Source organism: Enterobacter sp. 61D5 (assembly GCF_034107965.1).
Lineage (GTDB): Bacteria > Pseudomonadota > Gammaproteobacteria > Enterobacterales > Enterobacteriaceae > Enterobacter > Enterobacter cloacae_M.
Genome location: NZ_JAWNFK010000003.1, coordinates 141,816 through 166,093, shown reverse-complemented (window position 1 = coordinate 166,093; position 24,278 = coordinate 141,816). Strand labels below are relative to the sequence as shown.

Sequence of the window (24,278 nt, the reverse complement as noted above, 5' to 3'; positions counted from 1 at the left end):
TGCGGCGCGGGAAAATATTCAACTTTTCGTGAAGATTCCCGCAGGAGAAAATTATCAGAGGATAATCACTTCAAGCGATACCTGCTGCTGCCACTGCTCCACCTGTTTTTTCCGCCCGGCGGTGAGTTTGCCGCTGGTGACCAGAAGCCATTTGCGCTCCGGGAAAATTTCCGGTGCCAGCGCGTCAGGCGGAACCGGCAGGATGTCGATTCGGTGGCCCTGTCCGGTGCGCGTTAAGGCTTCTAGCCAGATCTCGCACGGGTCGTTCAGGTGCCAGCCGCTGAGCAAAATATTATCGCCCGGCGCTTTTTTATCGCCTTCGAGGCAAAACGAGGTGTAGGCGATGATGATGCCGTCGAGGATCGCGCGCAGGGTCATGGCGGCGGCGACGTTGGCCGAGACCTGGCTGCGCAGCGGGCGCAGCACGTTCGCGACCAGCTCCGGCCTTGGGTATTCGCGTCCGGCGTCGTAAATCATCTGGCGCAGGGACTCGACCTTGCCGTCCTGCAGACGTTGCAGCATGTTCTGCTGCAGGGTTTGCCAGTTGTTGGTCCGTCCCGGCGTCGGGCGCTCCAGCAGCGGTTTGACCTGGCCGATCGGGACGCCTTTTTTGACCCAGTCGAGAATTTTTAGCGCCTGCTGGACGTCCTCGTCGCTGTACTGGCGGTGGCCGCCTTCCGTGCGCTGTGGCTTAAGTAAACCATAGCGACGCTGCCACGCCCGCAGGGTGGTGGCGGTGATGCCGCTGAGTCTGGCGAATTCGCCGATGGAGTAAGCCATGTCCGTGTCCAGAGTGGAGGAATACTCTCAATATACTACGAATTTTCCCGAACGGGATGAAGCGCCGAAACGGTGCACTACACTTAACGTCCAACCGTGAAAATGAAAGGAATTCTCATGAAGCTATGGCCTGTTGTGACCGGTGTTGCGATTGCGCTGACGCTGGTCGCCTGTAAATCCCCCACGCCGCCGAAGGGCGTGCAGCCGATTTCCGGTTTTGACGCCAGCCGCTATCTTGGCAAATGGTACGAAGTCGCCCGTCTGGAAAACCGCTTTGAACGTGGGCTGGAGCAGGTAACCGCCACCTACGGCAAACGCAGCGACGGCGGCATCAGCGTGCTGAACCGGGGTTACGATCCGGTGAAAAACAAGTGGAACGAGAGCGAGGGGAAAGCGTATTTCACCGGCGAGCCGACCACCGCCGCGCTGAAGGTGTCTTTCTTCGGCCCGTTCTACGGCGGCTATAACGTGATCAGGCTGGACGATAAGTACCAGTACGCGCTGGTCAGCGGCCCAAACCGCGATTACCTGTGGATCCTGTCGCGCACGCCGACGATCCCAGATGCGGTGAAGCAGGATTACCTGAACACCGCGCGCAGTCTGGGGTTCCGGGTTGACCAGCTAGTGTGGGTGAAGCAGTGAAGATCGTGCTTTCTTCGTAGGGTATTACTGGCTCGCCTGGATAGACTTCCGTTAAAAGCCTAACGGAGGGAAGACGACATGAACTGGCAGCCTTTTCGCGGCGATGCACCGGAAAATATGACGATTTTCAGCGCGTCATTTCCCGACGTCAGCGACCAGTGGCCGATGAAAGACGACGCTGCCCGCGAGATCGCCTCCCTTGACCGCGCCCTGAAAGCCGAGCCAGCGCTCCGGCCTCCGAGGGTGGAATACGACGAAGGGGGGCAGGCCGTGCTTGTCCCGCAAAACCGCTATTCCGAACAGGCCTTCCGCAACCGCCCGGCGCTCACCGCGTGGCGCACCCGGCTGGTGCCCTCCGCGCTGGCGCTGTTTGTGGTGCAAAACCCGCTGGAGGACCGCCTGCCCGACGGCACGAAAATGGACAGCGACAGCCGCCAGTGGTTTATCCACGCTAACGATGCGGTTGGCGTGCGATCCCGCGCCAGGGTGCTGGCCGCGCTGGTGGATAAGTACATTCACAACGAAAGTGAAAATAACTGGGTTAGCCTCGCAAGCGGTGCCGCCATCCCGGTTCTGGAGGCGCTGCGCGAAGCAAAGCTCGACGGCCAGCGGGTGTATCTCACGCTGGTGGACAAAGACCCGGTGGCGCTCAGCTGGGCCGAAACCATGGCGGCGCAGGAAGGGATTGTCGTGGGCGAACAGCTGACGCTGCTCAGGCGCAACCTGCTCCATACGCTGGTGCGTAACGAGGACCTGCTGCTGGAGCTGGGCGAGCATCAGGCCGAACTGGTCGACGCGCTGGGGATCTTCGAATACTTCAACGATACCGATGCGGTGATTTTTCTCCAGCACGCGCTGCGGCTGGTTAAGCCCGGCGGGGCGGTGATTGTGTCGAACATGCTGACCAGCAGCCCGCAAATTGACTTTGTGCTGCGGGGTATCGGCTGGGAGGATATTCACCCGAGGTCGTTACAGCAGCTGCAGGATATTCACCTCGCGGCGGGCGTGCCGGTGGAAAACGTCACCGTGGTGGTGCCGACGGATGGGGTGTATGCGGTGATGGAGATTAAGGTTTAGTTCGATCTGTTCCCTCTCCCTTGAGGGAGAGGGCTAGGGTGAGGGGGGAAGAGCCCGCAAAGCGTGGCTTGAAATAGTTCGGTTTTCCAATCATGATCCCCCCATGAAAATTGAAGCCGCACTCCCCACACACTTCGAACGTCTGGTTGCGATCTGGGAATCCTCCGTCCGCGCCACCCATCACTTTTTACAGGAAAGCGATATTGCGGCGCTGCGCCCGTTATTGCTTAACGCCTATCTGCCTAATCTCACCGTCGTGATAGCTCGCGATGACGCAGGCGTTATTCATGGCTTTTCAGGCGTGGATGAAAACCGCATTGAAATGCTGTTTGTTGACGACGCGAGTCGCGGGAAGGGCGTCGGGAAATTGCTGCTGCAACACGCCATCGCAGCGTTCGGTGCGAACGAGGTGGACGTGAATGAGCAAAATCCGCAGGGCGTGGGATTTTATCGCCATATGGGGTTTGAGCAGGTCGGGCGCTCGGAAGTGGACGGGCAGGGGAATCCGTTTCCGCTGTTGCATATGAAGCTGAGCAGGAATACCGGGATTAGCGCTTAGCCTGTTTATCCCATTTTAATAAGCCGACGATATCTTTCTCACCTGCGGCTTCTTTCAGCAGGCGCTGCTTTTTTTCAAACTCAATGTATTCTGAGCAGGCCTTTTCATCAGCCGCTTTCTTGCTGATTTTGCCTGCTCCTTCCAAAACGTCCCGATCATTGAATTGCAGAAACTGATCGAGTTTGGTTTGCCAGTCTCGTAAAAATACCTACTCCATCGCTGGCAGTTGTTCGGTAAACCGAACAACTGAATTTTCGACCAGCTCACTCTCATCAAAAATATTCTTGATATGCCCACTGATCGTGGCTTTGACTTTTCCGTATAACTCACAGATTGTGGCCTGTGAGAGCCACAAAGTATCGCTTTCGAAGCGGCATTCAATGCGAACTTTTTCATCCTTGCTGGTAAACATGACAAACTCACCGACTGGTGAATTTATTAATTCCTCATATGTCATGCTGCCTCCGCGTCATAAGGTTGATGCCTGTAAGCTCGTAGTATGCCAGAAACAGTCGCTAAGCCAGGTGGTTTGTATTTGAATTTGCGAGGCGCTTTCCAGGACGCGGAGCCTGGATCGCAGCAAGTGCGTCCTCAATCTCAATAAGCTTTGCCTTCGTCCGTTTATAATCGTCCTGCAACCTCTGCTCCTGCTCGTTATACGCCACCAGAACGATGCACCCTTTCATCACCTTTACCGTAACCTGCTGTCCGGTATCAAAACCCGCCGCGCGTAGCCACTTGCCGGAAAGGATGATTTTCGGCGTGGATTTGTCGAAAACATTCGGGCGGTATCCCACAATTAACGAACGCTCGGTTCCGGATTGGTCGGTGTCTGGGGTAGAATGCGAATCAGCCATAATCAACTCCTTGATAGTTGGTGAGGTTAAACGCTCCGGTTGTGTTCCCGCACATCGGAGCGTTGCTAGTAGAGGAGGTTTAGGTGGCCTCCTATATGTATCAGAGTAGATGGATAGGTGGCCTCATGTCAATCGTATCGCGCGAAAAAAAACCAAAAGGCGGCGGACAGTCTCCGCAGTTTAAGATGCGTATCGATCCGGCATTGAAGGAACAGTTAGATGCTGTGGCGGCTGAAGAAGGGGTGAGCCTCGCCAGTTGGTTGAAGGAATTGGCGAGGGAGGCTTTACGACGAAAAGGCCTGGAGCCAAAGGGATAATTCACGCAAATAAATTGCTTAATAACAAAACAGGAATTTATTGTTACACGCACAGATAATTACTTGAATTAATTCTATGCTCTCTGGTAATACGATAAAATAAGGGTGTATCTAAGTTTAACCTTGGGTTTTATAAGCCATTATTATAATAATAAAAAATGAATTACCTGTGATGCACGAATAACGGACAATTCACTTTGCCGTAAGAGCAAGAAAGAAAAAGACCGGTTGCTGCCGGTCTGAAGTCGGTTAATTCGCTACGGGTTCATCGCACTTCGACAATTAGTCGCGGTTGCTAAGCAAGGGCTAGTCTGCGCACCGTCATCAGGAAGTCGTAAGAGGTCGTCTCCCACAGCTCAGGCGAAAAATCAAATCCATACCGACTTTTGAACTCATCATCCAGCTTGTCTCCGTAACACTCAATGAAAGTATCAATCTCTTCGGCTAACTCCTTTAACATCCAACCAGGTGCCGTCTTTTTAAATAGCCCAATTATTCCCTCAATTGTATCCTCACCATCATTAATGAGGTCATAATCCTGATTGAAGTAACCATGAATCAACTGATCAAGATGATAGAAGTTTTGCATAATTCACCTATGGGGTCGGGAATGCAGTAAGGATATAGTAAGGCTTCCCGTTATATTCTTTCAGCTCAATAACAATCCTCACACTTCGCATGCTGATACGTTGTGTGCTACCTCGTGAAAATCCATATCCAATCTCCTGACCTGCCGGGTAAACGATAGTGAGGCGTCCCCCACTCTTTCCACCGCCAAGTAATGATTTGATATTTGTTCGATTATAATAAATAGCTCTTGAAATAACGCTTTCTGCGACGTTTAAATTTTTAAATGTTGAAGACATTATGAGTCGCTTATTCTGCTCGAATCGGGCGAGTAACTCATTATCTGTTTTCCCAACATGATTTGCGAGTGTATGGCCACCGGGTTTGAGGCCTGTAACTGATTCATGCTGGATAAGTTTGATGCGGCCAGCTTTAATGGCTGCTACTCTGGCGGCACCGATAGCCGCTGCAAACCCAAGTGGAACAGCAATATCAACCGTCATGCCGATATTGAGAGCTGTATTTTCATCCGCCCCAAGTTCCTTTGCAGCACGCACGGCAAGCTGGTATGTAGCAGAGCGGGTATCCTGACCTGTTATTGCTTGTCTGGCTGCACTTTGAACGGCGTCAAGACTATGTGCACCCACAACCACACATCCCGCTTTCGTGAGGCCAGTTGGTTCTGGTGCAATACAAAGTGCTGTAGCTCCGGCTATTTCTACTGCTCCGAGTAAAACACCAAGCCCCCCTAGTAATCGGTTACTCAGCGTTTCCGCTTCTGTCACGCTCTTATCTGAAAGCACCGCCGCCAGTTGTACTGGTGATATAACGACGGTCATTCCTCCTTCTTCCATAATATAATCCCATCACCATATCCTTACCCGATAATAGCCAAAACTTTCTTCATTTGGTAAGAATAAATTCCTAATCTGTCTTTCTTGTTAAATTCCGAATACATATTTTTCATGGATTCAGGGAGAACTTGTCGGAGGGCTACGGATGAGTGATCAATTATTTATATTGAAAATAAAGAGTTTTTAGACATTCTCGGATGGCGGCGGAGGAACTTTGGCGGAAGATCACAGGAGTCGAACCTGCCCGGGAACGCTGGCGTCCCCAACTGGATTTGAAGTCCAGCCACCTCACCGGAGATGACGATCTTCCGCGCCTCGATTGCTACATGGAGGCGGGGCGCATTATAGCTACTTTCAGGCATTTACCACATACCCCGACACACTTTTTTCACCTCTCTTTTGACCTGTACACCCCTGTTTCAGTTAATTCTTAAGAAAATCCTCATGTTAGCCCCTCGTGCTCCCCAACATTTACCGCGATCACAAAAAACAAGAAACGTAATCTGATAACCAGAAAACGCAATACCCGCCTTTGAAACAATGGTTTAAAACCAATGCAACCGGTCTCAGCGCCCCTTACAGCGTGAAGGATAAAAAAGATGAGCGAAGTATTGTCAGTAAAAGAGAAGATTGGCTACGGCATGGGAGACGCCGCCAGCCACATCATTTTTGATAACGTCATGTTGTACATGATGTTTTTCTACACCGACATTTTCGGCATTCCCGCCGGGTTTGTCGGCACTATGTTCCTGCTGGCGCGCGCGCTGGATGCGATTTCCGACCCGTGCATGGGGCTGATTGCCGACCGCACCCTCAGCCGCTGGGGCAAGTTCCGTCCGTGGATTTTGTTCGGCGCCATCCCGTTCGGCATCGTCTGCGTGCTGGCCTACACCACCCCGGACCTCAGCCTCAACGGCAAAATGGTTTACGCCGCTGTTACCTACACCCTGCTGACCCTGCTCTATACCGTGGTGAACATCCCGTACTGCGCGCTGGGCGGCGTGATCACCAACGACCCGACGCAGCGTATCTCCCTTCAGTCCTGGCGCTTCGTGCTGGCGACGGCGGGCGGCATGCTCTCCACGGTGCTGATGATGCCGCTGGTGAACCTGATTGGCGGCGACGATAAGGCGTTCGGCTTCCAGGGCGGGATCGCCGTGCTGTCGGTGGTCGCGTTCCTGATGCTGGCGTTCTGCTTCTTTACTACCAAAGAGCGCATCCAGGTGCCGCCGAGCACCACCTCCATGCGGGAAGACCTCCGCGACATCTGGCACAACGACCAGTGGCGCATCGTTGGCGTGCTGACCATCCTCAACATCCTCGCCGTCTGCGTGCGCGGCGGCGCAATGATGTACTACTGCACCTGGATCATGGGCTCGCCGGAGGTGTTCGTCGCCTTCCTCACCACCTACTGCGTCGGCAACCTGATCGGCTCCGCGCTGGCGAAACCGCTCACCGACTGGAAGTGCAAGGTCAGCATCTTCTGGTGGACCAACGCCGCGCTGGCGGTGGTCAGCGTGGCGATGTTCTTCGTCCCGATGCACGCCACCGTGCTGATGTTCGCCTTTATCTTCGTCATTGGCGTATTGCACCAGCTGGTGACGCCGATTCAGTGGGTGATGATGTCCGATACCGTCGACTACGGCGAATGGACCAACGGCAAGCGCCTGACCGGCATCAGCTTTGCGGGCACGCTGTTCGTGCTGAAGCTCGGCCTGGCGCTGGGCGGGGCGATGATCGGCTGGATGCTGGCAGGCGGCGGCTACGACGCGGCCGCCAAAACCCAGAACAGCGCGACCATCAGCATCATTATCGGCCTGTTTACCCTGGCCCCGGCGGTCTGCTACGTGCTGAGCGCCATCATCGCTAAACGCTACTACACGCTGAAAACCCCTTTCCTGACAAAAATCCTGGGCGAGCTGGCGCAGGGCGCGCGCCGCAACCAGCAGGAGTTTGAAAACCTGCCGGTCAGCAAAGAATTACAGAACTAAGAGGACGAGAGTATGAAAATCAGTGATGGAAACTGGCTTATTCAACCAGGCCTGAACGTGACGTATCCGGTGCAGGTGTTCGACGTGGAGCAGCAGGGTAATGACCTGGTGGTGTACGTGGCGCCGCGCGACGTGCGTGAGCGCACCTGGCAGCTCGACACGTTGATGTTCACGGTGCGCCTGTTTGCCCCGCAGGAAGGGATTGTCGGGGTGCGCATTGAGCACTTCCAGGGCGCGCTGAATAACGGCCCGCACTATCCGCTGAACGTTCTTAAAGACGTGAAGGTAGAGATTGAAAACAACGCCGGGTTTGCCGAGCTGAAAAGCGGCAGCGTCAGCGTGCGCGTCACCAAAGGCGAGTTGTGGGCGCTGGATTTTCTGCGCAACGGCCAGCGCATTACCGGCAGCCAGCTGAAAAACAACGGCTACGTGCAGGACAGCAATACCGATCGCAATTACGTGTTCGAACGTCTGGATCTGGGCGTGGGGGAAACGGTCTACGGCCTGGGCGAGCGCTTTACCGCGCTGGTGCGCAACGGCCAGACGGTCGAAACCTGGAACCGCGACGGCGGCACCAGCACCGAGCAGTCCTACAAAAATATCCCGTTCTACCTGACCAATCGCGGCTACGGCGTGCTGGTGAATCATCCGGAAAACGTCTCGTTTGAAGTCGGCTCCGAGAAGGTCTCCAAAGTGCAGTTCAGCGTGGAAGGGGAATATCTCGAGTACTTCGTGATCGACGGCCCGACGCCGAAAGAGGTGCTGAACCGCTATACGCGGTTCACCGGGCGTCCGGCGCTGCCGCCTGCCTGGTCGTTCGGCCTGTGGCTCACCACCTCGTTCACCACTAACTACGACGAAGCGACGGTAAACAGCTTTATCGACGGCATGGCCGAGCGCGACCTGCCGCTGCACGTATTCCACTTCGACTGCTTCTGGATGAAGGCCTTCCAGTGGTGCGACTTCGAGTGGGACCCGGTGACCTTCCCGGATCCGGAAGGGATGATCCGCCGCCTGAAGGAGAAAGGGCTGAAGGTCTGCGTGTGGATCAACCCGTACATCGGCCAGAAATCCCCGATCTTCCGGGAGCTGAAAGAGAAGGGCTACCTGCTCAGGCGCCCGGACGGCTCCCTGTGGCAGTGGGACAAATGGCAGCCGGGGCTGGCGATTTACGACTTCACTAATCCGGACGCGTGCCGCTGGTATGCCGACAAGCTGAAAGGCCTGGTGGAGATCGGCGTCGACTGCTTCAAGACCGACTTCGGCGAGCGTATCCCGACCGACGTGCAGTGGTTCGACGGTTCCGATCCGCAGAAAATGCACAACCACTACGCCTACATCTATAACGAGCTGGTGTGGAACGTGCTGAAAGAGACGGTGGGGGAGGAAGAGGCAGTGCTGTTTGCCCGTTCGGCGTCCGTGGGTGCGCAGCAGTTCCCGGTGCACTGGGGCGGCGACTGCTACGCCAACTATGAATCGATGGCCGAAAGCCTGCGCGGCGGGCTGTCGATTGGCCTGTCCGGCTTCGGGTTCTGGAGCCACGATATCGGCGGGTTCGAAAACACCGCTCCGGCGCACGTCTATAAACGCTGGTGCGCGTTCGGGCTGTTCTCCAGCCACAGCCGCCTGCACGGCAGTAAATCCTACCGCGTGCCGTGGGCGTACGATGACGAGTCCTGCGACGTGGTGCGCCACTTCACGCAGCTGAAGTGTCAGCTGATGCCGTATCTGTATCGTCAGGCGGCGCTGGCCCGCGAGTTCGGCACGCCGATGCTGCGCGCGATGATGCTGGAGTTCCCGGACGATCCGGCGTGCGATTACCTCGACCTCCAGTACATGCTGGGGGATTCGGTGATGGTCGCGCCGGTGTTCTCCGAGGCGGGCGACGTGCAGTTCTATCTGCCGGAAGACCGCTGGACGCACCTGTGGCACAACGACGAAATTCAGGGCAGCCGCTGGCATAAGCAGCAGCACGATTTCATGAGCCTGCCGGTCTACGTGCGCGACAACACCCTGCTGGCGCTGGGCAACAATAACCAGAAGCCGGACTACGCGTGGAATGCGGGGACGGCCTTCCAGCTGTTTAACCTGGACGATGGCGCAACGGCGGTGAGCGAAGTGCCTGCGGCGGACGGTTCAGTGGCGTTTACGCTGAAGGCGTCACGTCGGGGCGACATCGTGACCTTTACCGGCGCGGGAGACGCGCAAAACTGGTCGGTGTGCTTGCGCAACGTGCAGAAGGTGAGCGGCGTGAAGGGCGGTTCACACGCTGGCAGCGAATGGGGCGTGGTGGTGAAAGCGGAGGGGAATGAGGTGGTAGTTCACCTTTAATTCCCCTCACCCTAACCCTCTCCCCAAAGGGGCGAGGGAAGGGTTTGCTCCCTCTCCCTTTCAGGGAGAGGGCTGGGGTGAGGGTGGTGTTGAAACCACTCCGCCTGTCATCGTCTGCTGCACCTGCTGTTTATCCATATTCACCGCGTTCAGCTTGCCGTTCACCGTTGGCTTCAGCGGGGCACTGGCCTGCACGCTGCCGCTGGCGGTGAGCTGAATATTGCCGTCGCCCGTAATCGGCAATGCAGGCCAGCCCCACTGCTGCAGCACGTTGAGCGGCACGCCGCGCCCGTTCAGGCTCACAGTGGTCTGCCGCTGCGGCAGCTGTGAAACCGTCGCTGTGGCTTCCAGAATACCTTTCTCGGTAAAGGCGCTCAGGTCGGTAATGTTCACCGTGGCGGCGTTGGCATTCAGCGCCAGCGACGGACGACGCACGTCCACGCGGTTAAAGGTCGCCGCCGCGCCGTTCAGGGTTGCGCTACCGCCCCAGATACCCCACTGGCGATCTTTCGCCAGCTGCAGGTTTGCGCCATAGCCGTCCAGAGAGGTGATCTGCCACGGGAAGGCGGGATCGATGTCGATCACCAGGTTGCGGCTCAGGCCGAATTTTTGCAGCGTGACGCTGTTCAGCCATTCCGGCAGAGGCTCCATCCACAGCGTTTTCCAGTTCTGCGGCAGGGTGTACTCCAGCCCGGCGATGGCAACATCGTCCAGCACCAGCGCTTTACCGTCGCGCAGCCAGTTACCGGACGTGCGCACCATGCCGCCTTCCCAGCGGGAGGTGAACTGACGCAGCGCCATGCCCTGCGGGGAAAACTCCGCATTCAGGATCGGGTCGAAAAGATGCAGCGAGCCGTAGATAAACTCGCTGGCGTTCATGGACAGGCGGCCTTCCTGGCTCTGCCAGTCGCCTTTGCTGAGAGTCAGGTTGCGCAGGCTTAAATCGAGATCGGTCACCGCCCAGTCCGGGCCCTGAAGCCGGGCGTCGGTTACGTCCAGACGACCAATCTGCAGAGAGGGGATGGTGGCCAGCGGGGCGAAGAACGCCATCAGCGTTTTATCGCTCTGCAGGCGGATCTCATTCAGGCGCATGGTGTCGATAATCCAGCTCCCGTCGGCGTTGCGCAGGGCGGAGCCGGTGAGTGAGCCACGGGCCATATCGGCGCCAATCGTTTTCAGCACCACTTCCTTGCCGTTAAGCTGGCCCTCGATCAGCACGTTGGTGGCCGGCACGCCGTTCAGGGTCAACGAGCCTGCGCTCATCTGGATCTGCGCATTGTTCCCCAGCACGTTGCCCGCTTCCGGCTGCCACGGGCTAACGCCGCCCGTGACCTTCTGCGCGCTCAGGTCCCATTCGGTATTCGGGCTGTTAAACGCCATATTGTTCAGCTGCAGGCGATCCGCCTGGAACGGCAGCGGTGCTGTCTGAGGCGAGAGATTCAGCGTGCCGTCGAACAGGGTGATGGTGTCCATATGCAGCGGATCGGTTATCTGGCGGCTGCTCAGGCCGATATCGACTTTTTTGGCTACCAGCGTGGCGGGTTTACCGTCCCGACCGAAGGTGACGTTTTCCAGAATGATGTGAGAAGGCGACGAAAAGCGGTGATTCATCTTGTCGAAACTGAGTTCGTAGTCGGTATTTATCGTCACCCAGCTGCTGACCTGAGACGCGCCCCAGCGGGTCTGGAGCAGAATGTAGAACGCCAGCAGCACAATGAGCAGGGCTACCAGAAGATAGATGAGGAGCTTTCCAATAAATTTCATGGTCTTCCATCCCGCAAAACGCACATAAGGGAGTTATGCACGATTTATGCGCAATCCTCAAGGCGGGAATGGTGTAATGAGATGTCACGGCAGGCATTGACTGCCTGCCGTGAGAGAAATCAATTTTTCTCAGGCGGGAAAACGAGGTTCAGAACGATCGCGGTGATACCCCCCGCGGCGATGCCGGAAGAGAGCAGGTTTTTCACCCAGTCTGGCGCAAACTGCAGGATCAGCGGCTGCTGGGATACGCCCAGACCGACGGCCAGCGACAGCGCGATAATCATGATCGCGCGGCGGTTCAGCGGCTCGCGGGAGACGATACGCACGCCGGAGGCCGCGATAGTGCCGAACATCACCAGCGTCGCGCCGCCCAGCACCGGCTCAGGGATGTGCTGCACAAAGCCGCTTACCGCCGGGAACAGGCCGAGGACGATCAGCATCAGCGCCACCACAAACCCGACGTAGCGGCTGGCCACGCCGGTCAGCTGGATCACGCCGTTGTTCTGACCGAAGCAGGAGTTCGGGAAGGTGTTGAATACGGCAGAGACAAACGAGTTCAGGCCGTTCGCCAGCACGCCGCCTTTCAGGCGCTTCATGTACAGCGGACCGGACACCGGCTGCTCAGAGACGTCCGAGGTAGCGGTGATGTCGCCGATGGTCTCCAGAGAGGTGATCATAAAGACCAGCATCAGCGGCAGGAGCAGGCCCCAGTCAATGCCCAGTCCGTAGTACAGCGGCGTGGGGACAGTGATCAGCGCGCTGTTGGTCGGCGCAGTGTTCTCAGGCAGCATGCCCAGTGCCCACGCCAGCAGGTAACCCGCCGCCATGGCGATCACCAGCGAGGCGACGCGCAGGTAAGGATTACGCTGACGGTTAAGCAGAATAATAATCGCCAGCACGACACCCGCCAGCAGCAGGTTTTTCGGCGCGCCGAAGGTGTGGTCGCTCATTGCGGCATAGCCGCCGCCGATGGAGGTGAGGCCCACCTGGATCAGCGACAGGCCGATAATCATTACGACGACGCCAGAAACCAGCGGGGTAATGACGCGGCGAGCCAGATGCAGAACGCGGGAGATCACCATCTCCGTGCAGCTGGCCAGCATCAGGGTGCCGAACAGCGCCGCCATCATGGTCGGAACATCTGCACCACCGGTCTTCAGCGCCGTACCGCCCATGATCAGCGGTGCCACGAAGTTAAAGCTGGTGCCCTGAATCGACAATAATCCCGACCCCACCGGCCCCCACGCTTTAATCTGAATAATCGAGGCCACGCCGGAGGCGAAGAGAGACATGCTGATAATGTGCTGCGTGTCCTGCGCCGGTAAGCCGAGCGCCTGGCAAATCAGCAGCGCCGGGGTGATCACCGCAACAAACATCGCCAGAAGATGCTGGCAGGCGGCGAAAAGCGTTTGCGGCAGCGGCGGGCGATCCTCAAGGCGGTAAATCAGTTCGCTATTTTGCTTCTGCGCAATCGGTTGCGCATCAGGCGACTCTATGGTGTTAACGGACATCGGCGGCAATCCCACGGTGGAAAAGCGGGCATTTTATCTGACCACCTGGTAAAAGCAAACGATTGCCAGCAAAAAAAGGGAAGAAAATCTGCTGCTGTGAACAGGTTTTCTACAACGCGTCGGGAAAAAAAATTACACTTTTTGCGCCGGGAGCTCATGAAGAGCGCAACCCGGCCCAGGATAACGCCGCGTGTGTATGGAACACGCGCATTACAGGAGCCTTTTATGATTCATCTCGATACGTTGTCGACCCTTGTTGCCGCAACGCTGGTTCTTCTGCTTGGTCGCAAGCTGGTACATAGCGTTTCCCTTCTGAAGAAATACACCATTCCTGAACCTGTCGCCGGTGGCCTGCTGGTGGCGCTGGCTCTGCTGATACTGAAAAAAAGCATGGGCTGGGAAATCGATTTTGATATGTCCCTGAAAGACCCGCTGATGCTGGCCTTCTTTGCCACTATCGGCCTGAACGCCAACCTGGCGAGCCTGCGCTCGGGCGGTAAGGTGCTCGGCGTATTCCTGATTGTGGTGGTGGGGCTGCTGCTGATGCAAAACGCCATTGGCATCGGCATGGCAACGCTGCTGGGGCTGGATCCGCTGATGGGTCTGCTGGCGGGGTCGATTACCCTTTCGGGCGGTCACGGAACCGGGGCCGCGTGGAGCAAGCTGTTCATCGAGCGCTATGGGTTTGAAAACGCGACGGAAGTGGCGATGGCCTGCGCGACCTTTGGCCTGGTGCTGGGGGGCCTGATTGGCGGCCCGGTGGCGCGGTATCTGGTGAAGCACTCCACCACGCCAAACGGCAGGCCTGACGATGAGCTGGTGCCGACCGCTTTCGAAAAGCCGGACGTTGGCCGCAGCATCACCTCGCTGGTGCTGATTGAAACTATCGCGACGATCGCCATCTGCCTGACCGTGGGCAAAGTGGTTGCACAATGGCTGGCGGGTTCCGCATTTGAACTGCCGACGTTTGTCTGCGTGCTGTTTATCGGGGTGATCCTGAGCAACGGTCTGGCGCTGATGGGCTTCTACCGCGTGTTTGAACGGGCGGTATCGGTGCTTGGCAACGTCTGCCTGTCGCTGTTCCTGGCGATGGCGCTGATGAGCCTTAAGCTGTGGGAGCTGGCCTCGCTGGCGCTGCCGATGGTGGCGATTCTGGCGGTACAGGCGCTGTTTATGGCGCTGTACGCCATGTTCGTGACCTGGCGCATGATGGGCAAAAACTACGATGCGGCGGTGCTGGCGGCGGGTCACTGCGGGTTTGGTCTGGGGGCCACTCCAACGGCTATCGCCAATATGCAGGCGATCACAGAACGGTTCGGGCCATCGCACATGGCGTTTCTGGTGGTCCCGATGGTTGGCGCCTTCTTCATTGATATCGTCAACGCGCTGGTGATCAAGCTGTACCTGATGCTGCCGATGTTTGCCTGAGATCAGGCGTTAGAGTACCGCTCGGTTTCCGGCATCCAGCGCTCAATTAACGCTGCCGCCTGTTCGGGGTAGCGTTCATGAATATGGCGGGCGAGGCGCTGAACCTCGGGGATCATGGCCTGATCGCGCAGCAAATCCGCCACTTTGAATTCTGCGTTACCCGTCTGACGCGTGCCCAGCAGTTCGCCCGGGCCGCGGATCTCCAGGTCTTTTTGCGCAATCACAAAACCGTCGTTGCTGTCGCGCAGCACCTGAAGACGCATCTGGGCCGTTTTGGAAAGCGGGGCTTTGTAGAGCAGTACGCAGTGGGATGCAACCGCGCCACGGCCGACGCGCCCGCGCAGCTGGTGAAGCTGGGCAAGGCCGAGACGCTCCGGGTTTTCGATGATCATCAGGCTGGAATTAGGGACGTCCACGCCGACTTCGATCACCGTGGTGGCGATCAGCAAATGCAAATCACCCTGTTTGAACGACTGCATCACCGCCTGTTTTTCAGCGGGCTTCATGCGTCCGTGAACCAGACCCACGTTCAGCTCCGGCAGCGCCAGCTTAAGCTCTTCCCACGTGGCTTCGGCAGCCTGCGCTTCCAGCAGTTCAGACTCTTCAATCAGCGTACAGACCCAGTAGGCCTGACGCCCTTCCTGAGTGCAGGCGTTGCGCACGCGGTCAATGATATCGCTGCGGCGCGTGTCGGGAATGGCGACCGTGGTGACCGGCGTACGGCCCGGCGGCAGTTCGTCGATGGTGGAGGTATCCAGATCGGCGTACGCGGTCATCGCCAGGGTGCGCGGGATCGGCGTGGCGGTCATGATCAGCTGATGCGGGTGGAAGCCCTGCTGCAGGCCTTTTTCCCAGAGCGCCAGACGCTGATGTACGCCGAAGCGGTGCTGCTCGTCGATTATCACCAGCGCAAGACCGTTAAACTGCACCTGATCCTGGAAGATGGCGTGCGTGCCGACAATCATCTGCACCTGCCCGCTGGCAATAGCCTCCTGTTGCGCAAGGCGCGCTTTGCCTTTTTGCTTCCCGGCAAGCCAGCCCACTTCAATCCCGAGCGGCGCAAACCAGGCGCGGAAATTGTTGGCGTGCTGTTCAGCCAGCAGCTCGGTCGGCGCCATTAGCGCCACCTGTTTACCGTTAGCAATCGCGCGCAGGGCCGCCAGGGCGGCAACCAGCGTTTTACCGGAGCCCACGTCGCCCTGAACCAGGCGCATCATCGGCACGTCGAGCGCCATATCGCGTTCAATCTCGGCGGTGACGCGCGCCTGCGCGCCGGTGGGCTTAAACGGCAGCGAGGCCAGCAGCTTATCTTTGAGCTCATCACGAGGGCTTAAGGGCTGGGCGTGGAAACGCTGCGCGCCCGCGCGAAGCGCCAGCATGCTCAGGTTATGTGCCAGTAATTCCTCAAGGATAAGACGCCGTTGTGCGGGGTGTTTGCCGCTTTCTAAATCGCTGAGCTGCAGCGTTGGCGGCGGGCGGTGCAGGGTTCGCAGCGCCTCGGGCAGGCTCATCATGCCCTGCGCCAGCTCGGGCGGCAGCAGCTCGGTAATGGCGCAGGTATCCAGCAGCTCCAGCGCCTGATCGGTGAGCTTACGCAGCGTGGCCTGCTTGATGCCTTCGGTCGTCGGGTAAACCGGGGTAAGCGTCTCCTGCATTTCCGGCGTGCTGAGATCGCCCTGCACGCGGTACTCCGGGTGGATCATCTCTGCGCCGTATTTCCCGCGTTTGGCTTCGCCATAGGCCAGCACCCTGCGGCCCGTCGCCAGGCTGTTTTTCATCGCCGCGCTGAAGTTGAAAAAACGCATGGTGAGAATGCCGGTGCCGTCGCTGATCTGGCAGGTCATCATTCGGCGTCCGCCGAAGGTGATGTTGCAGTTCAGGACTTCGCCTTCAACGGTGGCGTAAATGGCGGGAAGGAGATCGCCAATCTTGTAGAGCTGGGTGCGGTCTTCGTAACGCAGGGGGAGGTGAAGCAGGAGATCCTGCACGGTGTGCAGGCCAATTTTTGCCAGCTTATTGCTTTGCGCCGCGCCCACACCCGTCAGGCTGTTAAGCGGGATGGCATCCAGCAGGCGGCCTTTCATCGCTTACCCGGCGTACTGCATGGTGGCCCACCACGCGGCATCGGCTTCAATTTCGCCCTGCGCGTTGACGTGGGGGTAAGGCAATTTTTTCTGCTTCGCAACGCGAGCCAGCACCGGATAACCACCTTCAAACAGCAGGCGCTGCTGTTCCTCTTCCGGCAGCATGCTGTTGCTGCGCTCGTACATTCCGGCATTCTGACGCTGACGCTGCGCTTCATACAGAATGAGTGCGGACGCCACGGAGACGTTCAAAGACTGGACCATGCCGATCATCGGAATGATGATGTCCCGATCCGCCAGATCCAGCGCTTCCTGGGTGATCCCGGTTTTCTCCTGACCCATCAAAATGCAGGTCGGGCGGGTGTAGTCGATCTCGCGGAAATCCACGGCTTTAGCGGACAGGTTAGTGGCCAGGATCTGCATCCCGCGCCCTTTCAGGTGCGATACGGCTTCGCCAATGGTGTGATGATTTTTGACAGATACCCAGCTGTTGCTGCCTGCCGCCGCCGAAACCGTATTGCGCATACGGCCGTCCGGCCAGACGGCGTGCACTTCATGCACACCGACGGCATCTGCAGTACGGACGATGGCAGAAACGTTATGAGGTTTATGCACCTGCTCCATGCAGACCGTCAGGTCAGGCTGACGCCTGGCGAGCATTTCGCAGATACGTGCATAACGTTGTGAATTCATAAACCTAGTTTCGGTTTCGGGTGACTTTAATCACGTCCGGCATGACGCGGATCTTGCGCATAATATTCGCCAGATGCACGCGGTCACGGGCGGTCAGACGAATGAAGGCGCTGTACACGCGACCATCTTTTTCTTCCGTATTCAGACTCTGAATGTTGGAAGAGGCCGTGTTTATCGCTGCCGTCAGGTTCGCCAGGGCACCCTGGTGGTTGAACATATCCACCTTAATTTCGGTGATAAATTCCTGTGCGGTCTCTTTATCCCACTCGACCGCCATAAATTTCTCGGCTTCTTTCTGGTAGCCTCGAATGTTACGACAGGACTCGTGGTGGATAACCAGCCCTTTGCCCGGGCTGACGTGCGCAATAATCGGGTCACCAGGAATTGGACGGCAGCATTTAGCGAAGGTGATCAGCACCCCGTCCGCGCCTTTAATCGGCAGGTGGCCGTGGCTTTGCGTCGTTGCAGGAACGGCTGTCGTGTCGCCCTGCTGCAGGTTCTTCGCCACCACCACGCTCATGGCGTTGCCGAGGCCAATCTCTGCCAGCAGGTCGTCAAGCGACGCGAGCTTCATGCGCTCCAGCTCACGCTGGACGTTCTCCTGCGGAATTTCAGCCAGCTTACGGCTGCCGCCCAACGCGTGGTTGAGCAGACGACGCCCCAGGCTGACGGAATCATCACGCTTGAGGTTTTTCAGCAGCTGGCGAATTTTGGCGCGCGCTTTGGAGCTCACGACAAAGTTCAGCCAGGCCGCGTTCGGACGTGCGCCCGGTGCGGTAATTATTTCCACCGTCTGGCCGCTGGAAAGCGGCTGAGACAGAGGATAAGGCTGTCTGTCGACACGCGCGCCGACACAGGCATGCCCGATATCGGTATGCACGGCGTAAGCGAAGTCGACCGGCGTTGCGCCCGCAGGCAGTTCGACAATGCGACCTTCTGGGGTGAAAACGTAAATCTCATCCGGGAAGAGATCGGATTTAACGCTCTCGATAAATTCAAACGAGCTACCCGCACTCTGCTGAAGCTCCAGCAGGCTCTGCATCCAGCGCTGGGCGCGGATTTGTGCGGTCGTGCTGCTTTCGCCACCGTGCTCTTTATACGCCCAGTGTGCGGCAACACCCATCTCTGCCATCTGGTCCATGTCTTCGGTGCGAATTTGCACCTCAACAGGCACGCCGTGTGGCCCGATCATCGAGGTGTGTAAAGATTGATAGCCGTTCGCTTTTGGAATGGCGATGTAATCTTTCATGCGCCCCGGACGCGGTTTGTAGAGGCTGTGCATCTGCCCCAGCACGCGATAGCAGGTGTCCGAGTCGTGGACAATGACGCGGAAGGCGTAGATATCCATGATCGAGTGAAAACGCTGCTCTTTGAGCACCATTTTGCAGTAGATGGAGTACAGATGTTTCTCGCGACCGCTGACGCGGCACGGAATGCCCGCTTCCTGTAAGCGCCCTTCGATTTCAGAGAGGATTTTTTGAATCATCTCTTTACGGTTACCGCGTGCGGCTTTCACCACCTCTTTAATCACGCGATAGCGGTTCGGGTATAACGCTTCAAAACCCAGCTCTTCCAGCTCGGTTTTAATGTGATGAATACCTAAACGGTGCGCCAGCGGACTGTAGATTTCGAGGGTTTCACGGGCAATGCGGCGACGTTTATCCGGGCGAAGCGAGCCCAGCGTGCGCATGTTGTGGGTACGGTCAGCGAGTTTGATGAGAATGACGCGGATATCCTGCACCATCGCCATAATCATCTTGCGGAAGTTTTCGGCTTGCGCCTCTTTCTTGTCGCGGAAATTAAGCTTATCAAGCTTAGATACCCCTTCCACCAGTTCGGCAACGCTTTTGCCAAACAGCTGTTCCATGTCCTGATAAGTGGCAGGGGTATCTTCGATCACGTCATGCAGCAGAGCGGCCATCAGCGTTTCGTGGTCGAGTTTCATCTCGGCCAGAATACAGGCCACCGCTACCGGGTGCGTGATATAGGGTTCACCGCTTGAACGTGTCTGGCCCTCGTGAGCGTCACGTGCAACGAGATACGCCTGCTGAAGACGCTTAATCTGGTCTTCAGGCAGGTAAGTTTGAATCAGTTGATTCAGGCTTTCAAACAGATACAAGGGCGACCCGCAGGTTTAATTAACGACGACCTTCAGCAATAGCGGTTACGGCCTGCAGTTCTGCGGCTTCCTGCTCTTGCTGCTCCTGGCGCTCACGCACGTCGAGGATCTGGTTGTTGATCAGACCTTCTTCGATTTCGCGAAGTGCAATAACGGTGGTTTTATCGTTTTCTTCCGGTACCAGCGGATCTTTACCGCCTACCTGCATCTGACGAGCGCGACGCGCGGCGACCAGCACCAGGTCAAAACGGTTACCAATTTTCTCTACAGCGTCCTGAACAGTTACGCGTGCCATACTTAAAATGCTCCACAGGTGAAGAAATGACTGGGCATGATACTGAAAGTGGGTTCAGTCTGCCAACAGTTTGGTGATTAATGCGTCATGTCGCTGCTTCTGGCGGCTCATACGCAGACGTTCTGCACGAAGAATGGTTTTGAGATCGCTCAATGCGGCATCAAAATCATCATTCACAATAAGGTAATCATATTCCGCGTAATGGCTCATTTCTGCAACAGCCTGTTCCATACGCTTTGCGATCACTTCTTCGCTGTCCTGACCGCGGCCACGCAGGCGGCGATCCAGCTCATCTTTCGATGGCGGTAAAATAAAGATACTGCGCGAGTCAGGCATTTTCTTACGAATTTGCTGTGCGCCCTGCCAGTCGATATCCAGGAACACATTCACGCCCGTGGCCAGAACCTGCTCAATGGTTTCACGCGAGGTACCGTAGTAATTACCGAATACTTCAGCGTGTTCAAGAAACGCGTCTCTGCCTATCATCGCTCTGAATTCGTCGTGATCCACAAAGAAATAGTGTTCACCGTGCACTTCACCCGGACGCGGCGCTCGCGTGGTGTGCGAAACAGAAACCTGCGTGTCGTACAACGGTTGGGTTTTTAACAGTGCCTGAATAAGGCTGGATTTACCCGCGCCACTAGGGGCAGAAACAATATAAAGCGTGCCTTGAGCCATGAGAGTCTTTTGTATGTGTTAACGAAGAAGTCCTACATACGGGCTTATTATACACGTCGGCGCACCGTGACGTAGCCTTTGTCACACTTTTTCCCCTGGATTATTGAATTTTGCGTGCCGTTTTCAGGTTTTATCTGTGGTTTTCAGCAATCAAAAGAAATACCGGATAGCCTCTCGCATTGTGAAACGATGCCGTTAGCGTTGTTTCAGGCAACCGGGTATACCTCCTGCAATGCAAAGGAGGGATAGCGATGTGGCGATGGATAGGCGGGTTAATGCTGTTGTGGTGTGGCTATGGCACGGCGGTGTGTCCGGTGTGGTCGCAGGCAAAAGCTGAGAAAGAGATGGCGTCGTTAAGCGCGCAAATCAAACGCTGGGATGAGGCTTACTGGAAGCAGGGCGTGAGCGAGATCAACGACGAGGTTTACGACCAGCTTCACGGGCGGTTAACGCAGTGGCAGCGCTGTTTTAGCAGTGAGCCTTCAGAAGAGAAACTCCCTACGCTGGCGGGAAGCGTAAAACATCCTGTTGCCCACACGGGCGTGCATAAAGTGGCCAGCAAAGAGGAACTGAGGCAGTGGATGCGTGCCCGACCGCATTTGTGGCTGCAGCCGAAGGTTGACGGTGTGGCGGTGACGCTGGTCTATCGTGACGGAAAGTTAACCCAGGCCATCAGTCGCGGTGATGGTCTGAAAGGGGAAGACTGGACCGGGAAGGTGCGTTTAGTCCCGTCAGTTCCACAAAAGCTCACCGGCAAGCTGGCGAATAGCGTCTTACAGGGCGAGCTTTTCTGGTTGCGCGACAACCACATTCAGCAGCAGATGGGCGGAATGAACGCTCGCGCAAAGGTGGCGGGGGCGATGATGCGGCAAAAGGATAACTCGCTATTGAGCAAGATAGGCGTATTCATCTGGGCCTGGCCGGACGGACCGAAAGATATGCAGACATCTTTAGCTGAACTGTCTCAGGCCGGTTTTACGCTGTCGGCACGGTACACGCTACCCGCCGAATCTGTTGATGCCGTCGAAAAACAGCGCGCGGCCTGGCACGTGACCGCATTACCCTTTGCCACGGATGGCATTGTGGTGCGTTCGGAGGATGAACCCGCGGGCGAAGGCTGGTTGCCTGGAGAAGGCAACTGGGTTGTCGCATGGAAATATCCTCCCGCAGCCCAGGTCGCGGAGGTGAGCGATATTCATTTTTCCGTGGGGAGAACAGGCAAAATTTCCGTTGTAGCAGCGCTGGAACCCGTGCAACTGGATGATAAACAGGTGCAGCGTGTGAGTCTGGGTTCGGTTGGGCGCTGGCAGAGGCTGGATATTGCCCCGGGGGATCAGATACAGATCAGCCTTGCCGGGCAGGGTATCCCCCGGTTTGATAAGGTGCTCTGGCGCGGAACGGACAGACATAAACCAGAGCCACCGGCCTCACGCTATCATGCTCTTAGCTGTTTCTATGCTTCACCGGAGTGTATGGAGCAGTTCTTTGCCCGGCTGACCTGGCTCAGTTCAAAGCAGGTACTTGATATTGAAGGAGTAGGCGAGTCAGGCTGGCGCACTCTCTGGCAGGCGCATCATTTTGAACATCTCTTTTCATGGCTGTTATTAACGCAGGCGCAGCTGCAGGCTACACCGGGATTTTCCTCAGCACGCGGGCTGGCGCTCTGGCATCGATTTAATCTGGTGCGCGAGAAGCCGTTTATCCGCTGGCTCATGGCAATGGGTGTGCCATTGACCCAGGCTTCGCTGAAGGCGATGGGAGACATATCGTGGCAGAAGATGAGCGGGCGCAACGCAAAGGACTGGCAGACCCTGCCGGGAACAGGAGAGGAAAAAGCGCGACAAATCGTTAACTGGATTCACGCCCCTCAGATTGATGTGCTGGCGAAATGGCTCGCTGAACAGCACATCAACGGGTTCTGAAGCTAGTGGGCGCTGTGTTTGTAATGAAAAACGGGCAGCCCGAGCTTCAGACGCAGCGCCAGCATGCGGGCCGTAAGGCCAAACAGCAGCGTCGAGATGACCACCACATCATGGTTCGAAACGTAATGCTGCAGGGCGATATAAAGCACCGCTGCGGCGAAGGATATGCCGGCATACAGCTCTTTTTGAAAGACCAGGGGGATGCGTTTGCAGAACATATCGCGCAGCACACCACCGAATACGCCTGTAACCACGGCAGCAATGGTGGCGATAACCGGTCCTTCCCCCATATCGAGCGCGATTTGCGCACCGATGATTGAAAAGACGACCAGCCCCAGCGCATCAAGCACCAGGAACAGGCGGCGAAGATGGGGCATAACGGGCGCCACGATGGTAGTTAACACAGCAGCCGTCGCCACGATAATCACGTACTCAGGGTGTTTAACCCAGCCGAGCGGGTAATGGCCAAGCAGGATATCGCGCACGGAACCGCCGCCCAGCGCGGTCGCGGTAGCAATAATAATTACGCCGAAGGTGTCCATACGGCGACGTCCGGCGGCAAGTGCGCCGGTCATGGCTTCTGCGGTGATGCCAATGAGATAAAGGATGTGAAGCAGCATATACCCTCCGGTGTGAACGCGGGGAGGTTAGCGATTTGTGCGCAAGATCACGATTGAAATTTTCTAAGGCGAGTCAGTTTGCCCTATAAATTTTTATCGATTTATCCTGGGTAGGCTTGATAATAGGCGGTAAAGCGTAAAAGCGGACGTTGATATGGATTAGAAATAGTAATGGGTGGTGTGGCCGACACCACCCGAAAGGCATTACTCGATATTCTGGATTTGCTCGCGCATCTGCTCAATCAGCACTTTCAGCTCGATCGCTGAATTCGTCACTTCTGCATTGATCGATTTAGACGCCAGGGTGTTCGACTCGCGGTTGAACTCCTGCATCATAAAGTCCAGACGGCGGCCCACAGCTTCCTTTTTCTTCAGAATGTTGTAGGTTTCTTTAACGTGCGCTTCCAGACGGTCCAGTTCTTCAGCGACATCAATACGCTGCGCCATCAGCACCAGCTCTTGTTCCAGACGGGTGTTTTCCAGCTGAACTTCCGCTTCTTCCAGTTTGGCGACAAGACGCTCGCGCTGCCATTGCAGCACTTCTGGCATATGGGTGCGGACTTTGGCTACTTCAGTGCTTACGCCTTCAAGGCGCTGCTCAATCATCGCTTTCAGCGCCTGACCTTCGGTTTCGCGGGCAACGATAAAGTCGTCCAGCGTGCCGTCGAGGGCTGCCAGGATTTCAGCGGCAATGGCATCCAGATCCTGCTCACCGGCGGCCATGACGCCAGGCCAGCGAAGAATATCAACCGGGTTGATTTCGCCTTCATCGCTCTGCATTTTGACCCAGTTCGCCGCATTCACGAGCTGTTTTGCCAGTTTTTCGTTGAGGATGAGCTCGCCCTGTGCGCTGGCATCGGGCTCAAAGCGCAGGTTACATTCCACTTTCCCGCGCGTCAGACGCGTACGGATACGTTCACGTACGACAGGCTCAAGGCTGCGGAACTGCTCCGGCATACGGAAATACGTTTCCAGGTAACGCTGGTTTACCGAGCGCATTTCCCATGTGGCGCTGCCCCAGCTACCCTTGATTTCACGCCGGGCGTAGGCGGTCATACTGCGGATCATAGACATTCCCGTTTTTAAAGGAGAGATGGGGGGATTATAGCTTTCGGGGGCTTCTCAGGATAGGAATAAGCGTCCTTTATCCGTATAATGCGCAGCCACATTCGTTTCAAGCCGGAGAATC

The 24,278-nt window shown here is 56.7% G+C and carries 22 protein-coding genes, 1 tRNA gene and 1 pseudogene; 8 read left to right on the top strand and 16 right to left on the bottom strand.

The genetic code is table 11. The annotated features are described in order from the left end of the window. Positions 1–54 precede the first annotated feature (54 nt). Positions 55–780, bottom strand: a complete 726-nt coding sequence (locus UTM25_RS02385; protein ID WP_029740778.1) for a MerR family transcriptional regulator — start codon at positions 778–780, stop codon at positions 55–57. Between the two features lie 117 nt (positions 781–897). Here UTM25_RS02385 and UTM25_RS02380 point away from each other — a divergent pair, with 117 nt between their 5' ends. From UTM25_RS02380 to UTM25_RS02370, 3 genes are all read left to right on the top strand, one after another. Further along, the gene (locus UTM25_RS02380; protein WP_033147067.1) at positions 898–1,422 is read left to right on the top strand and encodes a lipocalin family protein; all 525 of its coding nucleotides are present in this window, start codon (positions 898–900) and stop codon (positions 1,420–1,422) included. A 78-nt stretch (positions 1,423–1,500) separates the two neighbouring features. After that, the gene (locus UTM25_RS02375) at positions 1,501–2,499 is read left to right on the top strand and encodes a class I SAM-dependent methyltransferase (protein WP_194401511.1); all 999 of its coding nucleotides are present in this window, start codon (positions 1,501–1,503) and stop codon (positions 2,497–2,499) included. Between the two features lie 103 nt (positions 2,500–2,602). Next, on the top strand, positions 2,603–3,058 hold the full coding sequence (locus tag UTM25_RS02370) for an acetyltransferase (RefSeq protein WP_194401512.1): 456 nt from the start codon (positions 2,603–2,605) through the stop codon (positions 3,056–3,058). Here the strand turns inward: UTM25_RS02370 and rhuM are convergent. The 3 genes and pseudogenes from rhuM to UTM25_RS02360 all read right to left on the bottom strand — a co-directional run. Further along, positions 3,048–3,266, bottom strand: a pseudogene (gene rhuM / locus UTM25_RS22575) (RhuM family protein); the annotation flags it as partial. The gene UTM25_RS02370 and the pseudogene rhuM overlap by 11 nt on opposite strands. Then, the gene (locus UTM25_RS22570; protein WP_414146744.1) at positions 3,267–3,515 is read right to left on the bottom strand and encodes a hypothetical protein; all 249 of its coding nucleotides are present in this window, start codon (positions 3,513–3,515) and stop codon (positions 3,267–3,269) included. 58 nt (positions 3,516–3,573) lie between these two features. Continuing rightward, positions 3,574–3,915: a SymE family type I addiction module toxin gene (locus tag UTM25_RS02360; protein WP_194401513.1), complete on the bottom strand. Its 342-nt coding sequence runs from the start codon at positions 3,913–3,915 to the stop codon at positions 3,574–3,576. Positions 3,916–4,040: 125 nt separating this feature from the next. On the opposite strand from UTM25_RS02360, the gene UTM25_RS02355 reads away from it, so the two are divergent. After that, positions 4,041–4,232, top strand: a complete 192-nt coding sequence (locus UTM25_RS02355) for a toxin-antitoxin system HicB family antitoxin (RefSeq protein WP_159515230.1) — start codon at positions 4,041–4,043, stop codon at positions 4,230–4,232. A gap of 295 nt (positions 4,233–4,527) precedes the next feature. Here the strand turns inward: UTM25_RS02355 and UTM25_RS02350 are convergent, their stop codons facing one another. The 3 genes from UTM25_RS02350 to UTM25_RS02340 form a co-directional block, all read right to left on the bottom strand. Beyond that, a complete protein-coding gene (locus UTM25_RS02350; protein WP_159515231.1) occupies positions 4,528–4,821 on the bottom strand; it encodes a contact-dependent growth inhibition system immunity protein in 294 nt (97 codons plus the stop codon). Between the two features lie 7 nt (positions 4,822–4,828). Next, complete coding sequence (locus UTM25_RS02345; RefSeq protein ID WP_194401514.1) at positions 4,829–5,653, bottom strand: RNase A-like domain-containing protein; 825 nt, start codon at positions 5,651–5,653, stop codon at positions 4,829–4,831. A 215-nt stretch (positions 5,654–5,868) separates the two neighbouring features. Continuing rightward, positions 5,869–5,963: transfer RNA gene (locus UTM25_RS02340), tRNA-Sec, on the bottom strand. Between the two features lie 289 nt (positions 5,964–6,252). On the opposite strand from UTM25_RS02340, the gene UTM25_RS02335 reads away from it, so the two are divergent. Both UTM25_RS02335 and yicI read left to right on the top strand, forming a co-directional pair. Further along, on the top strand, positions 6,253–7,644 hold the full coding sequence (locus tag UTM25_RS02335) for a glycoside-pentoside-hexuronide family transporter (protein WP_194401515.1): 1,392 nt from the start codon (positions 6,253–6,255) through the stop codon (positions 7,642–7,644). A 12-nt stretch (positions 7,645–7,656) separates the two neighbouring features. Next, on the top strand, positions 7,657–9,975 hold the full coding sequence (gene yicI, locus UTM25_RS02330; protein WP_194401516.1) for an alpha-xylosidase: 2,319 nt from the start codon (positions 7,657–7,659) through the stop codon (positions 9,973–9,975). A gap of 60 nt (positions 9,976–10,035) precedes the next feature. Here the strand turns inward: yicI and UTM25_RS02325 are convergent, their stop codons facing one another. Next, a complete protein-coding gene (locus UTM25_RS02325; protein WP_194401517.1) occupies positions 10,036–11,739 on the bottom strand; it encodes an AsmA family protein in 1,704 nt (567 codons plus the stop codon). 119 nt (positions 11,740–11,858) lie between these two features. Continuing rightward, entirely contained in the window at positions 11,859–13,250 is a 1,392-nt protein-coding gene (gene xanP / locus UTM25_RS02320; protein WP_014881972.1) for a xanthine/proton symporter XanP, read from the bottom strand. 225 nt (positions 13,251–13,475) lie between these two features. Here xanP and gltS point away from each other — a divergent pair, with 225 nt between their 5' ends. Next, complete coding sequence (gltS, locus tag UTM25_RS02315) at positions 13,476–14,678, top strand: sodium/glutamate symporter (protein WP_023309880.1); 1,203 nt, start codon at positions 13,476–13,478, stop codon at positions 14,676–14,678. A gap of 2 nt (positions 14,679–14,680) precedes the next feature. Here the strand turns inward: gltS and recG are convergent, their stop codons facing one another. Genes recG through gmk form a run of 5 tightly spaced genes read right to left on the bottom strand, consistent with a single transcriptional unit; the run spans position 14,681 to position 20,547 of the window. Then, the gene (gene recG / locus UTM25_RS02310; RefSeq protein WP_194401518.1) at positions 14,681–16,762 is read right to left on the bottom strand and encodes an ATP-dependent DNA helicase RecG; all 2,082 of its coding nucleotides are present in this window, start codon (positions 16,760–16,762) and stop codon (positions 14,681–14,683) included. Between the two features lie 3 nt (positions 16,763–16,765). Then, on the bottom strand, positions 16,766–17,455 hold the full coding sequence (gene trmH, locus UTM25_RS02305; RefSeq protein ID WP_194401519.1) for a tRNA (guanosine(18)-2'-O)-methyltransferase TrmH: 690 nt from the start codon (positions 17,453–17,455) through the stop codon (positions 16,766–16,768). A 4-nt stretch (positions 17,456–17,459) separates the two neighbouring features. Beyond that, complete coding sequence (gene spoT / locus UTM25_RS02300; protein ID WP_047347514.1) at positions 17,460–19,574, bottom strand: bifunctional GTP diphosphokinase/guanosine-3',5'-bis pyrophosphate 3'-pyrophosphohydrolase; 2,115 nt, start codon at positions 19,572–19,574, stop codon at positions 17,460–17,462. 19 nt (positions 19,575–19,593) lie between these two features. Then, on the bottom strand, positions 19,594–19,869 hold the full coding sequence (gene rpoZ, locus UTM25_RS02295; RefSeq protein ID WP_000135058.1) for a DNA-directed RNA polymerase subunit omega: 276 nt from the start codon (positions 19,867–19,869) through the stop codon (positions 19,594–19,596). Positions 19,870–19,923: 54 nt separating this feature from the next. Continuing rightward, complete coding sequence (gmk, locus tag UTM25_RS02290; protein WP_010426438.1) at positions 19,924–20,547, bottom strand: guanylate kinase; 624 nt, start codon at positions 20,545–20,547, stop codon at positions 19,924–19,926. Between the two features lie 251 nt (positions 20,548–20,798). On the opposite strand from gmk, the gene ligB reads away from it, so the two are divergent. Continuing rightward, the gene (ligB, locus tag UTM25_RS02285; RefSeq protein ID WP_194401520.1) at positions 20,799–22,469 is read left to right on the top strand and encodes an NAD-dependent DNA ligase LigB; all 1,671 of its coding nucleotides are present in this window, start codon (positions 20,799–20,801) and stop codon (positions 22,467–22,469) included. A gap of 2 nt (positions 22,470–22,471) precedes the next feature. Here the strand turns inward: ligB and UTM25_RS02280 are convergent, their stop codons facing one another. Continuing rightward, the gene (locus UTM25_RS02280; protein ID WP_194401521.1) at positions 22,472–23,089 is read right to left on the bottom strand and encodes a trimeric intracellular cation channel family protein; all 618 of its coding nucleotides are present in this window, start codon (positions 23,087–23,089) and stop codon (positions 22,472–22,474) included. 204 nt (positions 23,090–23,293) lie between these two features. Beyond that, positions 23,294–24,157 (bottom strand): YicC/YloC family endoribonuclease, encoded by an 864-nt coding sequence (locus UTM25_RS02275; protein ID WP_023309886.1) that lies wholly within the window; start codon positions 24,155–24,157, stop codon positions 23,294–23,296. Between the last annotated feature and the right edge of the window lie 121 nt (positions 24,158–24,278).